This window comes from Flavobacterium sp. 102 (genome assembly GCF_003634615.1).
Taxonomy (GTDB): Bacteria; Bacteroidota; Bacteroidia; order Flavobacteriales; family Flavobacteriaceae; genus Flavobacterium.
In genome coordinates this window covers 3,047,262-3,067,498 of sequence record NZ_RBKX01000001.1, presented here as the reverse complement: position 1 = coordinate 3,067,498, position 20,237 = coordinate 3,047,262, and the positions used below count along the sequence as shown (strand labels likewise).

General features: G+C 38.8%; 12 protein-coding genes. 7 read left to right on the top strand and 5 right to left on the bottom strand.

Going from position 1 to position 20,237, the window contains the following annotated elements; genetic code table 11:
* Positions 1–73 precede the first annotated feature (73 nt).
* Positions 74–316 (bottom strand): helix-turn-helix domain-containing protein, encoded by a 243-nt coding sequence (locus tag C8C84_RS13510; protein WP_121314146.1) that lies wholly within the window; start codon positions 314–316, stop codon positions 74–76.
* A gap of 762 nt (positions 317–1,078) precedes the next feature.
* Between C8C84_RS13510 and C8C84_RS13505 the strand changes: the two genes are divergently transcribed.
* Genes C8C84_RS13505 through C8C84_RS13495 form a run of 3 tightly spaced genes read left to right on the top strand, consistent with a single transcriptional unit; the run spans position 1,079 to position 8,096 of the window.
* A complete protein-coding gene (locus tag C8C84_RS13505) occupies positions 1,079–4,075 on the top strand; it encodes a SusC/RagA family TonB-linked outer membrane protein (protein ID WP_121314145.1) in 2,997 nt (998 codons plus the stop codon).
* A 17-nt stretch (positions 4,076–4,092) separates the two neighbouring features.
* Complete coding sequence (locus C8C84_RS13500) at positions 4,093–5,493, top strand: RagB/SusD family nutrient uptake outer membrane protein (RefSeq protein WP_233549816.1); 1,401 nt, start codon at positions 4,093–4,095, stop codon at positions 5,491–5,493.
* A 2-nt stretch (positions 5,494–5,495) separates the two neighbouring features.
* On the top strand, positions 5,496–8,096 hold the full coding sequence (locus tag C8C84_RS13495) for a prolyl oligopeptidase family serine peptidase (protein WP_121314144.1): 2,601 nt from the start codon (positions 5,496–5,498) through the stop codon (positions 8,094–8,096).
* Positions 8,097–8,156: 60 nt separating this feature from the next.
* On the opposite strand, the gene C8C84_RS13490 is transcribed toward C8C84_RS13495, so the two are convergent.
* From C8C84_RS13490 to C8C84_RS13475, 4 genes are all read right to left on the bottom strand, one after another.
* Positions 8,157–8,426 carry a DUF6520 family protein gene (locus C8C84_RS13490; RefSeq protein WP_121314143.1) on the bottom strand — a complete coding sequence of 90 codons (270 nt, stop codon included), beginning with the start codon at positions 8,424–8,426 and terminating at the stop codon, positions 8,157–8,159.
* Positions 8,427–8,510: 84 nt separating this feature from the next.
* Positions 8,511–9,995 carry a MauE/DoxX family redox-associated membrane protein gene (locus tag C8C84_RS13485; RefSeq protein ID WP_121314142.1) on the bottom strand — a complete coding sequence of 495 codons (1,485 nt, stop codon included), beginning with the start codon at positions 9,993–9,995 and terminating at the stop codon, positions 8,511–8,513.
* 226 nt (positions 9,996–10,221) lie between these two features.
* Positions 10,222–10,764: a helix-turn-helix transcriptional regulator gene (locus C8C84_RS13480; RefSeq protein ID WP_121314141.1), complete on the bottom strand. Its 543-nt coding sequence runs from the start codon at positions 10,762–10,764 to the stop codon at positions 10,222–10,224.
* 124 nt (positions 10,765–10,888) lie between these two features.
* Complete coding sequence (locus tag C8C84_RS13475) at positions 10,889–11,485, bottom strand: RNA polymerase sigma factor (RefSeq protein WP_199717174.1); 597 nt, start codon at positions 11,483–11,485, stop codon at positions 10,889–10,891.
* Between the two features lie 111 nt (positions 11,486–11,596).
* Here C8C84_RS13475 and C8C84_RS13470 point away from each other — a divergent pair, with 111 nt between their 5' ends.
* The 4 genes from C8C84_RS13470 to C8C84_RS13455 all read left to right on the top strand — a co-directional run bounded on the left by C8C84_RS13470 (position 11,597) and on the right by C8C84_RS13455 (position 20,212).
* Positions 11,597–12,748 (top strand): FecR family protein, encoded by a 1,152-nt coding sequence (locus C8C84_RS13470; RefSeq protein ID WP_121314139.1) that lies wholly within the window; start codon positions 11,597–11,599, stop codon positions 12,746–12,748.
* A 204-nt stretch (positions 12,749–12,952) separates the two neighbouring features.
* On the top strand, positions 12,953–16,207 hold the full coding sequence (locus C8C84_RS13465; RefSeq protein ID WP_233549814.1) for a SusC/RagA family TonB-linked outer membrane protein: 3,255 nt from the start codon (positions 12,953–12,955) through the stop codon (positions 16,205–16,207).
* An 11-nt stretch (positions 16,208–16,218) separates the two neighbouring features.
* The gene (locus C8C84_RS13460; protein WP_121314138.1) at positions 16,219–17,607 is read left to right on the top strand and encodes a RagB/SusD family nutrient uptake outer membrane protein; all 1,389 of its coding nucleotides are present in this window, start codon (positions 16,219–16,221) and stop codon (positions 17,605–17,607) included.
* 1 nt (position 17,608) lies between these two features.
* On the top strand, positions 17,609–20,212 hold the full coding sequence (locus C8C84_RS13455) for a prolyl oligopeptidase family serine peptidase (protein ID WP_121314137.1): 2,604 nt from the start codon (positions 17,609–17,611) through the stop codon (positions 20,210–20,212).
* Positions 20,213–20,237 lie beyond the last annotated feature (25 nt).

Sequence of the window (20,237 nt, the reverse complement as noted above, 5' to 3'; positions counted from 1 at the left end):
CAAAAGAAAAGACACCTCTCAGTGTCTTTTAATTGTGGTATAAATAGGTGAAAATTAAATTAATCTGAATTAATTATTCTTTGTCTAAATCAAATTTAAAATCTAATAGCTCTTTTGGATGCACTTCAAGTCCTTTAGCTACTTTTATAAAAGTTCTTAATGTGATATTTGTTTTGCCTAATTCAATCTTATTAAAATCACTAGAGTCTATCCCTGTACTAAACTCGAGGTCTTCCAATGTATATTTTTTAACCTCTCTTATCTCTTTTACTTTTTTCCCAAAATCCCTTAAGAAACGTTCTAGTTGCTCACTCATAATCTTAATATATTATTAAAGCAATTTCTTATTATTTAGGATAAATGTTTTGGGGATATATCCCCAAATTAAAAATATTTATTATATTTGCTTAATCATTATAATTATGTAATGTAAATTTGCGATTCTTCAAGTATAATATTGAAGCATTCGCTTTGAATCTCGTTTCAGAAAACTGGTAATTTTTAACACACGAGAAGATAAGTGCCAATGCTCACGCTCCTTGGGCGTGGGCTCACTTATTCGTGTGTAGGGTATACCAGTACCTCTGAAACGTCTAAGCTGAGTTCCATGCCTTTTTTTTTCGCGAAGCGGAAAAAAAAGTATTAAGACCAGAGTATTAAGTATTAAGGCTTTTGGGCATACTTCAGATTATTAGATTCATCATTTTTTTATTGTGTTAAAAGGGATTAGGGAAGAGGGATAAGATTCCCTTCTCCAAGACGTCCTGATTGTTATATATTAAAGTTTGCCCTGACAGCCGTTTTTGAGTTATGAGTTATTAATTATGAGTTATGAGTCTTGAGATGGTTTAGTTGTTTAATTTAAATTGAGTGGGTTATTGATTAGATTTTGTTGGGGCAACTTTTTTAAAAGAAAATAGAGAATAGAAAATAGAAGATTAACCTTAAAATACAGGCCTATGGTATAAACAGACAAACTAAAACTTTACAAAATAAAAAAGGTCCCCTGAGTCTACTTGGCGGTTGAATAGAGGACCTAGACAAACAAAACTAATGTTTCATTTAACCAACCAATATTATGAATAAAATTTCATTGTACAAGGCACGAGCGCCTTTATTGTACGCACTTTTTATAAGCCTAGTTTATTGCAACGCCTTATTTGCCCAAAACACACAACCTACAACAATTACCGGAACCGTAAGCGATGTCAATGGTGTATTGCCGGGTGTGACTATTACTGTAAAACGAACGCAAAACAGTACCATATCGGATAGTGCAGGGAAGTACAGCCTTACTGCACAAACGGATGATACCCTCGTCTTTAGCTATATCGGGTTTAAGACTATAGAAATAGGGGTAAACGGCAGGGCTTTGCTCAATGCGGTACTGTCCGATGATGCTACCAACCTAAAGGAAGTAACGGTGAATGCCGGGTATTATACCGTAAAGGATAAGGAACGTACGGGCAGCATTGCCAAGATTACGGCAAAAGACATTGACAAACAACCCGTATCGAACGTACTGGCGGCGATGCAGGGACGGCTTGCCGGAGTTGACATCATACAGGACAGCGGTACGGCAGGCGGTGGTTTCCAGATTAAGATACGCGGGGTAAACAGCCTGCGCGCGGATGGCAACTCGCCCATGTATGTGATAGACGGTGTGCCGTATTCGTCAGAAACGATAGGGTATAGCAGTACGACGAGCGGCATGCCCAGTACGACAAGCCCGCTGAACAGCATTAATCCCAAAGACGTGGAGAGCATTGAGGTACTGAAAGATGCCGATGCTACTGCAATTTACGGCTCGCGTGGTGCCAACGGGGTAGTGCTGATTACCACAAAGAAAGGGAAGGCAGGAAAAGCCCGCTTTAGCGTAAGTTCTTCGACCGGATACGGAAAAGTTGCCAAATTCATAGACCTGATGAACACGGAGCAATACCTTGCCATGCGGCGTGATGCCTATGCGAATGATGGGATTACAACCTATCCTGGGACGGCGTATGATGTAAACGGCACGTGGGACCAAAGCCGTTACACCAACTGGCAGAAGGAACTGCTGGGCGGTACTGCCGAGATTCATGAACTGCAGGCGAGTGTTTCGGGCGGCTCTGACCAGACGCAGTATTTGCTGAGTGGGAGTTCAAGACAGGAAACCACGGTGATTCCCGGAGATTTTAAATACCGCAGGACGGGTATTCATTTTACGATGAACCACGCTACGGAAGACAACCGCTTTAAAATGTCGTTTGCCGGAGGCTATACGCTGCAGGATAACAAACAGCCTGCAACCGATTTGAGCCGTGTGGCCCGTAACCTGGCACCCAACGCTCCGGCTTTGTATGATGAGAATGGCAACCTGAACTGGGAGAACAATACGTTTCAGAACCCGTTGGCGGCACTGCGGTCGTTTAGTACGGTAGATGTGAAAGACCTGCTGGCGAATGTGGTGCTTAGTTACGCGATAACACCGAGCCTTACCGCCAAAGTGAATCTTGGTTATACTGATGTAAAGAATCACGAGCAGAAAATTGTACCCTCGACCATGGCGAATCCGTCGAGCGGTGTGACGAGCGCGGTTTCCTCATTGATTGATAATGCTACCGAGCGCCAGTCGCAACTGTTTGAACCACAACTGCAATGGAAAAAGGATTTTAAAAACAGTTCACTGGATATATTGGTTGGAGGGACAGCGCAGGAGCAGACGACGTCGCGCCTGTTCATATCGGGGACGGGCTTTGCGAGCAATGCCATGATTACGAATCTGGGTTCTGCCAATGCCCGATCGATTTTAGGCAGTGAGGTGCTGGAGTATAAATACCAGGCGTTCTTTGGGCGTATCAATTACAACTACAAAGACAAATATATTGTAAACGTCACCGGCAGACGCGATGGGTCGAGTCGGTTTGGGCCCGGAAAGCAGTTTGCCACTTTTGGAGCGGTGGGTGCCGCGTGGCTGTTTAGCAATGAAAGCTTCCTGAAAGAGAATACCATTCTAAGTTTTGGAAAACTGCGCCTGAGTTACGGAACCAGTGGTAATGACCAGATAGGGGATTACCAATACCTGAATACGTATGGGAACAACGGGCTGAATTATCAGGGTGTGGTAGGACTGGAGCCTATACGCCTGTTTAATCCTGATTTTGGGTGGGAGAGCAGCACGAAATTTGAAGCGGCACTGGAAACGGGATTCCTGAAAGACCGGATATTCCTGACGCTGGTGTGGTATAAAAACCTTTCCTCGAACCAGTTGGTAGGTGTGCCGCTGCCGGGAACAACCGGATTTACTGCTATCAATGCCAACTTAGATGCTACCGTGGAGAACCGCGGTGTGGAAGGGACATTGCGCACCGTAAACTGTAACGGAAAGCATTTTAAATGGACGACCAACCTGACGGTTTCGGCCGCGCGGAATGAATTGATTTCGTTTCCGGGACTGGTTGCTTCTACCTATGCCAACCGGTATGTGGTGGGACAGCCGACCAGTATCATAAAGGTATATGAATATACGGGTGTGAACCCGCAGACAGGATTGTTTGAGGTTGCCGACCTGAATGGTGATGGTGCCTTTAATACCGCAGGCGACAAACAGAAAACCATAGACCTGACCCCTGAGTATTTTGGCGGACTGCAAAACCAGTTTCAGTACAGGAACTGGCAACTGGATTTGTTTTTTCAGTTTGTGAAACAGAAAACCTATGATTATACTCCGAATTCGCCCGGTGGTGCGATGGTTAACCAAAGTGTGGCGTATGCCAACGCGTGGCAGCAGGCAGGCGACGTAGTGCCGTACCAGATGAACACATCAGGTGCGAACAGTGCTGCTTCGGCAGCGTTTTACCGTTATGTGGAAAGCGATGCGCTGGTGGTGGACGGATCATTTATCCGACTGAAAAACATTTCGGTAAGTTATGATGTGCCACTGAAAGCCAAAGGCGTTACCTGTAAACTCTCGCTGAGCGGACAGAACATACTGACGTTTACCCATTACAAAGGCGGTGATCCTGAATTGCGGTTTACCGGATACCTACCGCCACTGCGTGTTTTTACCGGTGGTGTGCAACTTACTTTTTAACTTAAAAGCAAACGATTATGAAAAAAGATATGATGCAGGATACCCCTGCCGGAAATATAAAATGGATGCTGTCAATACTGGTGTGCATCTGCCTGTTACACTCGTGCGACAGCTATGTAGAAGTGGAGCAGCCGAATTCGCAACTCACGGGAAGTGCCGTATTTGAAGATGTAGGTACGGTAAATGCGGCTATGACAGGGTTGTATGCGAAGATGCGCAATAATGGTGTGTTGGCAGGCAACAGCACGGGTGGTTCACTGCAACTGGGCTGGTATGCTGATGAATTTGAGAACTATCAGGCAGTGGGCGTGAATAATTTTTATAACAATACGTTGTTTGATGGCGAGTCAGTAGTAGGTACGATATGGAACCAAAGCTACCGACAGATTTATGAAGCCAATGCGATCATTGAAGGCGTGACCAACTCGGTCAGCCTGCCTGAAGCTTCGCGGAACCAGTTTAAAGGTGAGGCACTGTTTGTAAGAGCGTTGGTGCATCTTTATTTAGTGAACCTGTATGGTGATGTGCCGTATATTAAAACGACAGACCCGGTGCAGAACAGTCAGGTAAGCCGAATGGCGAGCGCGACGGTATATGAAAACATCATTGCTGATTTAGAGGAAGCACAGGCTTTGCTGCCGGAAACGTATATCACGGCGGAGCGGGTGCGCCCGAACCGATTTGCCGCGATGGCAGTACTTGCCAGAGCGTATTTGTACACGGGTGCATATGCCGAGGCATCTGATGCTGCTTCGGCGGTGATTAATAGTCCGTTATATACCTGGGAAACCGATTTGGATAAGGTGTTTTTAAAAGCCAGTACGACGACCATCTGGCAATTTATGCCCAATGCTGCCGGAACCAATACCAGTGAAGGCGGACTTTATATTTTTGTGACGGGGCCGCCAACCACGGTAGGATTGCGTGCCGATTTCGTCAATGCGTTTGCTGCCAATGACCAGCGTAAAGTGAAATGGGTGAAAGCGGTTACCGCAGGGACTAACACCTGGTATCATGCCTTTAAGTACAAACAGCGCATAGCTACCGCTAGTTCGTTAGAATATTCGGTGGTTTTGCGACTGGCAGAGCAATACCTCATTAGAGCCGAAGCACGGGCGAAACAAGGTGAACTTACCAATGCTAAGCAGGATTTAAACCTCATACGCAACACGGCAGGACTGGGTAATACCACGGCGGTTAATGCGGACGAAATTGTAGCTGAGGTGCTGAATCAGCGGCGGTTTGAACTGTTTAGCGAGTTTGGCCATCGGTTTTTTGACCTGAAACGTACGGCGCAACTCAACACCGTTTTACCCTTATCAAAACCGGGATGGAATGCCAATGATGCCCTTTGGCCACTACCAGCTACCGAACTGATTGCCAACCCGAACCTGAACCCGCAAAATACGGGTTATTAATCATGATGCCCACAAGCAAAACCTATAGGTCATGCCTGCTTTTGTTTTTTTTATCACTGTATGCCTGCCCTGTGAAGGGGCAGGTTATACTAAAAAAGCGGCTGACGGAAGCGGATTATGGCAAATGGGGAACATTGGATATTCAGCGTATTTCTACGGAAGGCAACTGGACCAGTTATGGGATGTCGTATGAAAACAAAAACGATACGTTGTTTGTGCAGCATACCCAAAGTGCCAGACGCTATACAATTCCTAACGGCAGGGATGGACGGTTTGGTGGCGAAAAGCTGTTTGCGTGCCTGAGTAAGGATAGTCTGGTACTGCACTCATTAGTTGACGGTGACGTACAAAAAATAGAAAGTGTAAAACAGTATGAACTCATTGGTGATGGAAAATATATCGTAATCTGGTACATCAACGGTGTTTTGGAAATACGATACGCTAAAGGTGTTGCCGTTGAGCGTATTGCCGATGTTGCGATTTACGATATCAATGAACAGGGCGATTCACTTGTATACGGCATAAAAGATAAGGAAAGTGGTAAAGCAGGCGTAATTCAGTTTGACCGATACCGTCACTTTAGCTTGGGTGCTATAGAGAAACCCCTTAACCGCATTGTTTGGCAAAAGCAAGGGAAGGCTGTTGTGTTGTTTGACGGTTTAAGCCTGTATTGCTATCGGTTTTCTGATAAAAAAATGCTGCGGTTTTCGTCTGGTCTGCCCAAAGAACAAGATATACGAATTATAACAGGTTCGAACGGGCCGATGGCCATTTCAGACGATGGCAGCCTGGTTTTCTTTACCATTGCAGCACCTGATGCACCTACTGTGAAAAAAGAAAATAGTGCTGTTGAGATTTGGAACGGTAACGATGCACCACTGTTTCCTGCAAAGGAATCACTTGCCATTGTGGCCTCTAAAAAGACGGCAGTATGGTTTCCGGACACAGGAAAGTATTGCCTGCTGACGGATGAACTGCTTTATAAGATTCGGTTAAGCGGTTTGCAGGACTATGCAATCTTATCCAACCCGTATGCCTACAGTCTGGAACCCAGGTATTATGAGGATGTGGATTATTATATTAAAAACGTGCGCACCGGGGCTGAAAAATTACTGTTGGCTAAACAATCGCACGACCCGAATCAATTGTGTTTTTCTCCGATTAGTAATGCTTTTGTGTATTACAGGGATACGAACTGGATGCTTTACAATCCTGATACGGACAGCCTTTTAAACCTTACCAAACTCCTACCCACCACATGGGATAATGGTTCAGAAGAGAACGTGGCAGGGCAGTTTGGCGCGTATGGTGTGGGAGGATGGGCTGCCGATGGCACAAGTGTGTTGCTGTATGACCGTCATGATATTTGGAAAGTTTCACTGAACGGAAAAGAAGGAAAGCGATTAACCAAAGGTAGGGAAGCAAACAGCGTATACCGTGTGAGCCGTGTGGAATCTGAACGTTTCGGCATCAGAGATTATGAGGGAGAAACGCGTGTTTTGCTCGATATGGATAAGGGTGTTGTTTTTAGTATGACGAATCAGGAGGATTGGTCGACCGGATTGTGTATTTACAGCAACCGATTGGGATTGCGGACAATCACCGATAACAGCGGTTACCTCAGTGCTGTTAAAAAGAGCGATACCGATTGTTTTGTTTACAGCAGTCAAAGCTTTTCGCAACCGCCACAACTGCATTTCATAAGCCTGAAAGAGGGCAAAAGCAGGACTTTATATCAATCGAACCGACAACAGTCCGATTACCATTATGGAAAATCGGAACTGATAACTTACACGAACCGTGATTGTAAATCGTTGAAAGGAGCGCTGTTTTATCCTGCGGATTATGATGCGACGAAAAAATATCCAATGATTGTTCATATTTATGAACAGCGATCAAAGATGGTCAATCGGTACGTGAAACCGACACAGTTTAATTACGAAGGTTTTAATGTTACCCATCTCACTTTAAATGGTTATTTCGTTTTGATGCCTGATATTCATTATAAGGTAGGGAATCCGGGGATTTCTGCCAGTGATTGTGTCATCGCTGCGGTGGAAGCCGTGATTGCTACCGGAAAGATAGACCCTAAAAAGATAGGACTGATTGGTCATTCGTTTGGAGGATATGAAGTGGATTTTATTGTTACACAGACGGATTTGTTTACTGCTGCCGTTAGCGGGGCTGGCGTCAGCGATGTTACGCGAAGGTATTTTGATTTGAGTAAAAATAGTATTCACATGCATGAAATGTGGCGTTATGAAACACAACAGATTCGTATGGGTGGTTCTTTTTACGAAATTAAAAATGACTATCTCAATAACTCACCATTATTACATACTGATACCATCAAAACACCTTTATTATTATGGTCGGGGAAGAATGATATTATTATTCCTTTTGAGCAGAGTGTCGCCTTTTATTTGGCACTCCGTCGTCTTAAAATGCCGACAATATTATTAGGATATCCCAATGAAGATCATACATTGTCTAAAAAAGATAATCAAAAAGATCTGACGCAACGCATTTTGAAATGGTTTGACTATTATCTGAAAGATCAAAAGGATATAGCTTGGATTAGGGTAGGAACCTCCTATGATTAAAGCAATAATGCCGATTCTTGTTGAAGAATCGGCATTATCTTTTAAAGGAAATCCTGCGAGCTATTCCACTTTTTCAAGCTGGATGATACAGGCGTTCTCAGAATCTTTTTCAAAAGCTTCTAATGAACCGTAAAGGCAGGTTTCCCCGCTACCCACGCGGCAACTTACCGGTACAGGGTCGCAATCCCAAACGTTCGGATTGTGAATGTAGGCAGTCATTGTCGTAGTCGCTTTACTTTCCTCTGATGAATCAGTGCCAACGGCTGCTGCACTGGCTAATGTAAACGCTGCGATTGGCAGCATGAACAATTTGAAAAATCTTGTTTTCATGGTAATAGAATTAAATTAAAATGATCTGATCTACTTTTTTCTACAGGTGTTCGATCTACATTCCTGGTACCGGCCAGTATATTTTTAGTTTTTGAATTTTGATTTTATCCTCTCTCCAAACCCGTATTTCAGCAGGAAGTGTCCTGAAATAATGTAAAGGGCATCCTTAGTGGCATGGAAGTCTTTCATTTTAAATTCTTCCTCGTTATAGACGTAGAAACTCAACACATATTCTTTCGTGGTGATATCATAGATATCTACTGCTGTGGCACCTTTCCAGATTTCTTCCTTTTCAAATTTCCCGCGAAGCATGGAATTGACAAAGAGCAGATTTGCCGCCACTGTCGTACGTTTGTTTACCATATGTGGTGGTGCAGCCAGTTTGGTATCGCCTGATTTACTGTTTTTGACGATTTTTAGCTTCGCTATGGTGGTGGTATCGATGGTATTGCCACGCTTTACACTATTTAGATTTTGATCGGTACTAATGAATTGGTTGCGGTAATGATAGGTATAGATTAATTTATTGATTTGCGGACTGTAATGCATGGTGCCGTCCGTATCAAAAATGCCGTCCGTTTGCTTTTGCAGTACGGTTGTATTGTAAGCAAGGTGAAACGAATCTTTTATCGTCACTTTTGCCAGCACGTTATCGTACGACTTTTGTTTTTGCGTGCGGATGATAAACTCATTTTGATTTATGAATGCAATTTCATTAAAGTGGCATTCCTTATTGCATGCCATCGTGGCTTTCCAATCGGATACCAATCCTTTGTAAATGACCGGTACTGACTTGTCGTATATAAAGAAATAAGGATATACAACTGCAAGCTGCAATGCGCTGAACGGAAATCCTTCGCGGTCGAGGCTGATGGTATGTTGCTTTGGATTTGACAGATTACGATCATATTCAAAAACCTGAAGCGGTGCAATGGGATTACCCAGATATACTTTGTCGGACGTTGCTCCTGCAATGTAAAAGGAGGTGTTTTTTAAATCAACGCCTGCAACTCTTGCTGCCGTACCCTGAGGAAAACGGCGTACAAAAGGATTTTCTTTGTGAATGATGTCTTCTGATAAAAGAAAGAGACCTGACATTAACGCAATACCGATACTAAAGCCGATTATGGTTACAATTACAGTATGTTTTAATCCGCTTTTAAACCCTATTGCCAATAGTCCCAAAGCCACAAATGCACAATTGAAAATAAGGTGCTCCTGCCAGCCAAGTTTTTCAAGAACCCCACCACAAGAGCAAGGAATAAAAGAGGTAAAGTTGAGGATCATTACAATGTAGACTGTAAACAGAAACATTAAAAAACAGCTAAAGTATAATGCCAGGATTCTGAGTTTGGGAATCATTAAGAGAATGCTTAGTACAATTTCAACTAACGGAACTGTAATAGATAATATTTCTGCGAAGATGCTCAGTAATGGCGACTGACCGAGCTGTGCTTGAAAATTTTGGAAATCAAGCATTTTGCTTACCGCAGCATAGGTGAAGAGTAAGATGTAGAGTAGGGAGATAGTGTAGATGATGTTGGTTTTGAAGTTGGATAGTGTTTTCATATTGGAGGTGCTAAGGTTCTAAGGTTCTGAGGTTCTAAGGTTGTAAAGTTTCTGAGTAGCTGAGTGGCTGAGAGGGTGGGTTCCCGTTCCCGCCTTCGCGGGAATGACAGAGCGGGAATGACAGATGGGAAATGACAGTCGCTAGATGGTGTAGAAGTTTTTATTCTGTGGTAAAATTGTAACTTTTATTTTTGTAATTGTATGCAAATCAGTATTTTAACTATCCTTATTCGCTGGGTCTAGTGATTTCGCCGGGTGCGTAACCGAATTTTTTCTTGAAAGCTTTGTAGAAGTTTAAATAGGAATTGAAGCCGCATAGAAACGATACTTTTTTTAAGGGTAAGGCGGTTTCTGAAAGTAAGCGGTGTGCTCTTTTTAGTCTTTCATCGTTGTAGTATTGAAAAATACTAGTATCAAATTGATTTCGAAAGCCTACTTTGAGTTTGAACTGGTTTGTCTCAAAGTGTATGGCAAGCTGTTTGAGTGAAGGGAGCGGTTCGTCGAGGTGATTGAGAATGTATTGGTGTAGGTTTTGAATGATTTGATTATCGGATTGTGTTGACGCTTTGTTTCCCAGTATAGCGTTGTACTGAGATGGTGCATTTATTTGTTCTAATTCTGTTGCAATGGTATTCAGTAGGGTGGTAATTTTTTCCAACTTAACATTATCACTCGGTGCTTCTAACCGAAATTGGAGGTTTCCGGTTGACAGTTCGAACAACATCTTATAGATGTTTTTGACCGCAGGATGTGATGATTGGTTTTGCATGCTGAAGGCAGTTGTAACAGCAAAACTATGTAAGAGAAAAGCTTGAAGCAAGAATTATAGTGTGCGATTCGAGAATTGAGAAGAAGAGGTTTGGGTATTTATGAGAGTAAGATACTTGAATTTGTTAATTCTTTGCGATCCATTTTTTATGACCAAATAATAAGAACAAAAAGCTTTTTATTTTTTCTTTCATTGAAGAGCGTAAGATTGAAAAAGCTTTGGTTATTTGAGCTTCGACTGCTTTTACAGAGACATTGAGGTATTCGGCTATTTCATTATTTGTTAAGCCTTGTTGCTTGCTTAAAATAAAAACTTCTTTGCACTTAGGTGGTAGATTTTGTATTTCTTTTTTTACTATTTCGATTACTTCGTTTAATGATTCAGAATCATCGTCGAGTAAAATTTCATTTAGAGTTTTAAAGTGTTTTTTTTCAAGTGACAATAAAGAAATGTTTTTACGATAGTGGTCGATGAATTCATTATATACTGATTTGTATAGGAAGCTTTTTATTGCATAATCAGGATTTAGTCGGTTTCGTTTCTCCCAGACTTTTGCAAAGACATTTTGTACTATGTCTTCAGCACAGTAAACGTCTTTGACTAATGTATTGGCGTAAACACAAAGTTTGTGATGGTAAGTATCTACAAGATATGCAAATGCTTCTTCATTCCCATTTTTGAGGGATTCAGTTAGTATAGTATTATCTGAGTAGTTTTTCATTTTCACAATGACAAATAAAGCAATAATTATTTAGATTTTTTACAGAAAAAAAAAGTTATCAAATTGTTAGGGTATTGTTTTTTTTGTTCGTTATATAATAAAACAACCATAATGAAGCAGAACGAAATAGAACTGTTACTAACAAAGTATTTTACCAACCAAGCTAATCAAGAAGACATTGAGGTATTGACTAAATGGCTTGAGGATGTAAATAATCATACTGCTTTTACGGAGTTTGTAAAAGCCAATTATGCCATTGATTTCAGCTTAAGTAGTTTTAATACTAAGGATGCAAAAATAAGGCTGTTTCAGAAGATTTCAAAAGAGAAAAATATTTTTCATCAAAGAATAGTTGCCTCCTATTTTAAGTATGCTGCTCTACTGGTTCTGTTTTTAGGGTTAGGGTATATTTTTCAAAAGACTTTTGTTACCAAACAAAATACTACAGTACTAGTGGCAAAAGATGAAGCTATAACTTTAAAATTAGCTGATGGAAGCACACAAATCATAAGTGCCAACGGGAACAAAAATATTACTGATAAGTTTGGTAAATTAATTGGAACACAAAATGATAGTATGCTTATATATGGCAAGCAGTTATCGTCGGGTAAATTGGTGTACAATACTTTGACTATTCCTTATGGAAAGCGGTTTAATATACAATTGGAGGATGGGACTATTGTATATCTGAATTCGGGATCAAGTTTAACCTATCCCGTACAATTTTTAAAAAATGGAAATAGACATGTTTCTGTTATAGGGGAAGCATTTTTTGAAGTAACGAAGGATGAGGGCCGTCCTTTCATTGTCAACGCGCAGAAATTGAATGTTAAGGTACTAGGGACTAAATTTAATGTTAATTCTTATGCTGACGAGGCTTCTACCGATGTTGTATTAGTAGAGGGTAAAGTGGGATTGTATAATAGCCTGAATGCTAAAAGCAAAATGGTAAAATTAGTTCCCGGTTTAAAAGGTTCTATAGTGAACGGACAAGATAACATATTTACTGAACAGGTGAATGTTAATCCTTATACTGCATGGGTTAAAGGTAAATTGGTTTTTAGAAATATTTCATTTAATAATATCATTAAAAGACTTGAACGACATTATAATGTGACTTTTATTAACAACAATAAAACTTTAGGGCGAGAGGTATTCAGTGCCAGTTTTAAAGATGAATCAATAGCCGAAGTGCTTGAGTATTTCAGTGAGAGTTATGCTATTGAATATAGAATTAAAGATAACAAGATTATAATAGAATAATAACTTTAAAAAGATGCCTATGGTGTACATCTAATTTTTGAAATCTCTTATCCTTATAAAAAAAACCGGAAAACGCGCTAACATTTCCCGGCGGTTATAAGTGATAAGCTAATTAACTAATCACAAATAAAAACATTTAAAAGTATGAAAAAACTCTTGAACCTACTAAGGTTTGAACAACCTTTTTTTAAACTGGATTTAAAAATGAAACTAACCATTTTATTATTAATGACTTCGCTGTTTGCAATGCATGCCAATGATTCTTATGGGCAAAAGACTAAGCTTTCTTTGGATTTCAAGGAGATGAAAGTCTCTGATGTCATTGAAAAAATAGAAACTGAAACCGACTTTCGCTTTGTTTACAATGTTAAATCTTTGGATTTAGAGCGTAGAGTCAGTATTACTGTAAAGAATGAAAAAATAGAAACCGTTTTGAAAGCTATTTTTAAAAATACGAATACTGATTACAAAATTAATGGCACTCTTATAGTTTTAAAACCCAAAAAAGTGTCAATGGGCTATCAATTAGACTCAATGAAAAATGCAAATCCAATTGTCATAAACGGAAAGGTATCCGATGAGAATGGAAACCCATTAGTCGGTGCATCGGTTACCGTTAAAGCCACTGGTGTAGGAGTAATCACAGATGCTAATGGTTTCTTTAGCCTAGCGGCAGAGGAGAATAGTATACTGATATTTTCATTTATTGGATTTAAAACAATGGAAGAGGCTGTTAATGGAAGAGCTAACATCAATGTCATATTGAAGGAAGATATTGCCTCATTGCAAGAAGTAACAGTTAATGCCGGGTATTATACTGTGAAAGAGAAAGAGAGAACAGGTAGCATAGCAAAGATTACTTCAAAGGATTTAGAAACACAGCCAGTACCAAACATTTTGGCAACTATGCAAGGGCGCATGGCAGGGGTAAACATAGTTCAAGAAACTGGTATTGCCGGCGGAGGATTTAAAATAAATATTAGAGGTGTCAATAGCTTACGTGAGGATGCTAATAGCCCGCTTTATATTATTGATGGGATTCCTTATAGCACCGACGCCATCAGCGATTTACAAACGTCAACCTCAACCATAGGAAATGGTAATCCACTTGCTAGTATAAATCCTAATGATATCGAAAGCATTGAAGTTTTAAAAGATGCTGATGCTACTGCTATTTATGGTTCTCGAGGGGCTAATGGAGTAGTGCTGATTACCACTAAGAAAGGAAAGACAGGTAAAACATCCGTTACGATAACAACTAGCACTGCTGTAGGATCAGTAACTAAAATGATGGACCTCATGAATACGGAACAATATTTAACAATGAGGAGAAAAGCGTTTGTTAATGATGGTATTACAACCTATCCCGCAAACGCCTATGATGTAAACGGTACTTGGGACCAAAACCGATATACCGATTGGCAGAAAGTTTTAATCGGCGGTACATCAGAAGTGAATACTTTACAAGCTAATATTACCGGCGGTAACCAACAAACCAGTTTTTTGGTAAGCGGAAATTACAGAACAGAAAGTAGTGTTTTTCCAGGTGATTTTTTGTACAAGCGAGGAGGTGCTCGTCTAAATTTTAATCATCGTTCTGATGACAACAAATTTTCTATTCAATTTTCTGGAAGTTACATGGTACAAAATAACGATTTACCTTGGATAGACTATGTCTCATTATCCCGTCAATTAGCTCCTAATGCGCCAGCACTTTATGATGCAAACGGAAACTTGAATTGGGAAAATAACACATGGGTCAATCCACTTTCTAATAACGTAAGAAAGTGTTTGACCTTTACAACAGACTTAATTGCAAATACCGTAATGTCTTATAAATTAGCAAATAATTTAGTTTTAAAATCAAGCTTTGGGGTTTCTGATTTAAGTAATGAGGATAGTCGTTCAACTCCTTCGACTACCTATAATCCATCGTTTAATTTAAGTAGTCAATACTCTTCCATTTACGTAAATAATTTACGAAGACGTTCTTGGATTATGGAACCTCAATTGTCATGGAAGAAGGAATTTGGAAATGCTACAGTTGATGTATTGCTAGGAGCTACTTTCCAGAATCAAACTAGTAAAAAACAATTGGCGTATGCCACGGGTTTTTCAAGCAATAGTTTGTTATATGATTTGGCTGCTGCTTCACAAGTTTTAATAAGAAATAATGAAGAAATCGATTATAAATACCAAGCTTTTTTTGGAAGAGCAAATTATACTTACGCTAAAAAATATATACTGAATCTTACTGCTCGAAGAGACGGTTCAAGTCGTTTCGCTTCAGGGAATCAGTTTGCTACTTTTGGTGCTATTGGTGCGGCTTGGTTGTTTCATAAAGAAGAATTTTTAAAGCCTATAGAACGTTTTCTAAGTTTTGGAAAATTGAGAGTGAGTTATGGTACAACAGGTAGTGATCAAATTGGCGATTACCAATATTTAGATACCTATTCTTCCTCTGGAATTAGTTATGGTGGAATCATAGGATTACAACCTTCTCGCTTGTATAACACTAATTTTGGATGGGAGTCTAATAAAAAATTAGAAGTTGCTTTGGAATTAGGTTTTTTAAACGACCGAATTTTGTTTAGTACAGCTACTTACAGAAATCGTTCTTCCAATCAATTGGTTGGTTTACCACTTCCGGGAACTACAGGTTTTCCTTCCATACAAACTAATTTAAATGCTACTGTTGAGAATAAGGGAGTAGAGTTTACTTTGAGAACTGAAAATATAAAAAGTACTAATTTTTCATGGATTTCTAATTTCAATATTACTAAAGCAGGTAATAAATTACTTTCTTTTCCAGGATTAGAAAATTCAGCATACCGTAATCAGTATGTTATTGGACAACCTACAACAATTCAAAAATTGTTTCAATTTACAGGTGTAGATCCGCAAACAGGATTGTATCAGTTTACCGATTTTAATGGTGATGGGGTGATTTCATATGAGTATGATCGTCAAGTAGTCAAAGATTTTAATCCTGATTTTTACGGTGGTTTACAAAATGTGTTCACTTATAAAGGATTTCAGTTGGATTTCCTATTTCAGTTTGTGAAGCAACAGAATTTTAATTTTGCCAATACCCAAAAGTTTGCGGGTCATTTCATCAATCAACCAGTTGCGTATTTGAATAGTTGGCAGGAGGCAGGTGATAATGCACCATATCAATTGTTTGCAACTAATGCCAACTCACAGGCTACACAGCGAAGTGACTTTTTCGGCTTAAGTAGTGGGGCGGTCAATGACGCGTCATTTATCCGATTAAAAAATATTTCTGTAGCGTATACATTGCCTAAAAGTGTTTTGCCTAATGTAAGCTGTCGTTTGGCTTTAGAAGGGCAAAACGTATTAACCTTTACAAAATATCAGGGAGCCGATCCAGAATTTGTACAAGGAGGTTTGTTGCCACCTTTAAAAATGTATTCCATTAATCTTCAACTCACTTTTTAAAGTTATTTACTATGAAAATTCAAATCAAAAAATACAGTAAACTACTAATGATTTTCAATTTAGTAGTAATATTACAGTCATGCGACGATTTCGTTAATGTGGATGCCCCTAGTTCACAACTAACAACCCCTGCAGTTTTTGAAGACGCTTTAACCGCAACTGTGGCACTAACTGATATCTATGCAAAAATGCGTGAAAACGGTTTTCTCTCGGGTAGACCTAATGGATTCACTTGCTTAGCGGGAACTTATTCTGATGATCTTGTTTCTTATGAAATTGGAAATAATACATCAGAAAGTTTTTTTAACAATTCATTATTATCCACCACTGCAAACATCAATACACTTTGGCGAAACAGTTATAGTCAAATTTATGCTGCAAATGCAGTAATTGAAGGAGTTAATAATTCAAACAATTTATCGGAATCGGTTAAAAATCAAGTAAAAGGAGAAGCTTTGTTTATTAGAGCTTTTTTACACTTTCATCTAATGTCTGTTTTTGGAGATATACCTTATATCAAAACTACAGATTATATAGCTAATAGTACTGTTGAGCGAATAAGTACTGAGTTAGTATTTCAACATCTTATTTCTGATTTAGAAGATGCTGCGAATTGGGTAAATACATCTTATATAGATTCGGGAAGAACCCGCCCCAATAAAAACGCTATTCAAGCATTTTTAGCAAGAGTGTATTTGTACCAGGGAGACTATACGGAAGCTTCAAATATGGCTTCCGCTGTTTTAAATGAAACTACACTATATCAATTAGAAAATAATTTAGATGAAGAGTTTTTAAAACAATCTAGTTCTACAATTTGGCAATTATCTCCAGGTGCAGCCGGTGCAAATACTTATGAAGGAAACTCTTTTATTTTCTTCACTGGTCCGCCAACTAGATTTTCTTTGAATCCAAATTTATTTGCTCAATTTGAGAGCAATGATTTAAGAAAGACACATTGGATAAAATCAATTACTAATGGAAGCCAAGTTTGGTATCATTCTTTCAAATACAAGAAAGACATTGCGACATCTACCTCTATGGAACACTCTATTATATTACGATTATCAGAGCAGTATTTAATTCGTGCAGAAGCTAGAGCTAAACAAGGCGACTTAATAGGCGCTATAGAAGATTTAAATGTTATTAGACAACGTGCAGGATTATCAAATACCACTGCTGTTACAACAGATCAAGTGTTAAGTGCCATACTTCAGGAGCGTAGATTAGAATTGTTTACAGAGTTAGGACATCGTTTTCTAGACTTAAAGCGATTGGAGCTATTGGATTCCGTTTTAGGAACAAAACCAGGTTGGTCAACTAACGATAAATTATGGCCATTACCACAAGCAGAAATGGATGCCAATCCATTTTTAGTACCACAAAATCCAGGTTATTAGTATGAAAAAATATATGGTAAAGAGTAAGAATGTAGCGCAAAACACGTTTTTGTTTCTAATTTTAATGGGTTGTTTCTTCTGTCAAGCCCAGTCACAAAAATCAATAACAGCAGCCGATTATAAAAAGTGGGGCGCCTTATTTCAAAATACGATTTCTGATAATGGTGCATGGACAACAGCCTATATGAGTTATGAAGATAGTCCAGACACCTTGCATATTGTTCAAGTAAAAGGAAAAAAAGCGTACAAAGTGGCTCATCCCCGAGAAGGAGATTTTTGGGGCGCTACCAAATATGCTGTTTTGGATGATACCAATACGCTATGTTTGTTAGACTTAAGTACAGGTATTCAAGAAAAAATTCCAGATGTACAAGCTTTTGCCGTTACTACCCAACACAATTATTTGATTACGTTGCACAGTAAAGCGAATCAAAAAGAAGTTTGTATTCGAAATGATAAAGGTCAAATAATGGAATGTTTAAAGGGAATAACATCTTTCAAAATGAGTCCTTCTTCTAATGCAATGGTAGGTATAGGAAATAAGGAAGGTGTCAACCAATTGCGTTTGATTCAACTGGATAATGTAATAACTCAAACGATTATAGACAAAGATTCCCTTCATCAATTTTCAAATTTAAAATGGAGTTCGAGTAATCGTTCTTTTGTGTATTCAAAAAATAAGGTGGACAATTCAGAGGTAAGCGTTTGTTTTTACAATATGTCAACTAAACAAAAAAGACAATTTGATGCAGCATCTTTGAATTTTCCTAAAAATTATTTATTGGATGGAGCTAATCCAAATCTATCGATTTCGCCAGATGATAGACGTATTTTTATGTCACTTCAAAAAAATGTTGCTATTGACCCATCTTCAAAAATTGTGGAGGTATGGAGTGGAGCAGATGGTATGGTTTATCCCAAGAGAAAAAAAATAGCAGCTATAGAAGAAAAGATTCGATATGGGGTATGGTGGCACGAAACCAATACTTTTCGTTTTATAACTTCTGATAGTAAACCTTTTCATTTGTTAAACCCAACAATGGATTTTGCTGTTACGTATAACATTACAAATAAAGAACCTCAATATGTTATGAAGCCTAATGTTGACTATTATCTTAAGAATTTAGAAACAGGACAAGAGCAATTATTAGTTGCGAATCAGTCTAGTGCTGAAGAAATTTTAAGTTTTGCACCAAATGGGCAATACGTTGCTTATTTTAAGGATACCAAATGGTATTTGTATGATGTCAAAAATCAAAAGCAACTGCCACTTTCCAATATTGCTTCAATGAATTGGAATAGTCTAGATTATGGTAAAAAAAGTGCTTTTCGTTTAGGCGGTTGGGGAACAGCTAATGATTGCTTCTTTTTAAATGATGAATATGATGTTTGGAAAGTACCCTTTGATGGTTCTACGCCAATTCGTTTAACAAGGGGAAGAGAGCAAAAAATTATTTTTAGAATACACCATTTTATTAAAAATAATATTGCCGTTTTTTCAGGAAGTGTAGCTGTTGATTTTTCAAGCGATATCGTTTTTTCAGCGAGTAGCGAAAATGCTACGGGCTATTTCATTAGAAAACCAAATGGCACTTTTAAAACAATTGTTTATAATGATTATTCCAATAAAGCAATATTGAAAGCAACTAAAGCGCCATATTATGTGTATCAATCTCAGCATTTTTCACAACCCCATGCGTTAAACTCGTATAATACTAAGACAACAGCATCAAACAGTGTCTTTCAATGCAATCCACATTATGTTAATTATTTGTGGGGTAAGCAAGAACAAATTCAGTACAAAAATTCTAAAAATGAAACGCTTAAAGGAACCTTGTATTATCCTGTAGCTTATGATGCTAATAAAAAGTATCCTATGGTAGTTTCTATCTATGAAGAGCTTAATTTTTTGAAACATAATTACTTTAATCCCACTATGTATAATTCTACCGGTTTTAATGTGACAAATTTGACTACTCAAGGTTATTTTGTTTTATTACCAGACATTAAGTATGAGTTGGGGAATCCAGGTTTATCTGCAACTGATTGTGTTGTTGCCGCAACCAAAGAAGTACTTCGAAAAGACATAGTGTTATCTGATAAAATTGCTTTGGTTGGTCATTCTTTTGGCGGGTATGAAACTAATTTTATTGTCACACAAACCAATATTTTCAAAACTGCAATTTCAGGGGCTTCTGTTTATGATTTACCTAGTTGGTATCTTTCCATAAGCAATAATTCAGGCGATTCAGAAATATGGCGTTTTGAAAATCAACAATGGCGAATGGGTAATTCACTTTATGAAGACAGAGAAGGATATGAGCGTAATTCACCTTCAACTTGGGTTGAAAATGTAACGATGCCAGTACTAATTTGGACAGGTGATAAAGACCCACAAATAAATCCGAATCAGAGCATTGCCTTTTATCTTGCTTTGAGAAGGCTAAACAAAAAAGTAGTATTTCTTAATTATTCTAATGAATCTCATTCTTTGCTAAAAAAAGAAAGTCAAGTAGATTTATACTACCGTTTTAATGATTGGTTAAACTACCATTTAAAAGATGAATCACCTGCGGAGTGGATAGTTAAGGGGTTAAAATATTAAATGAAAGTTATCTAGGTTTTAGTTT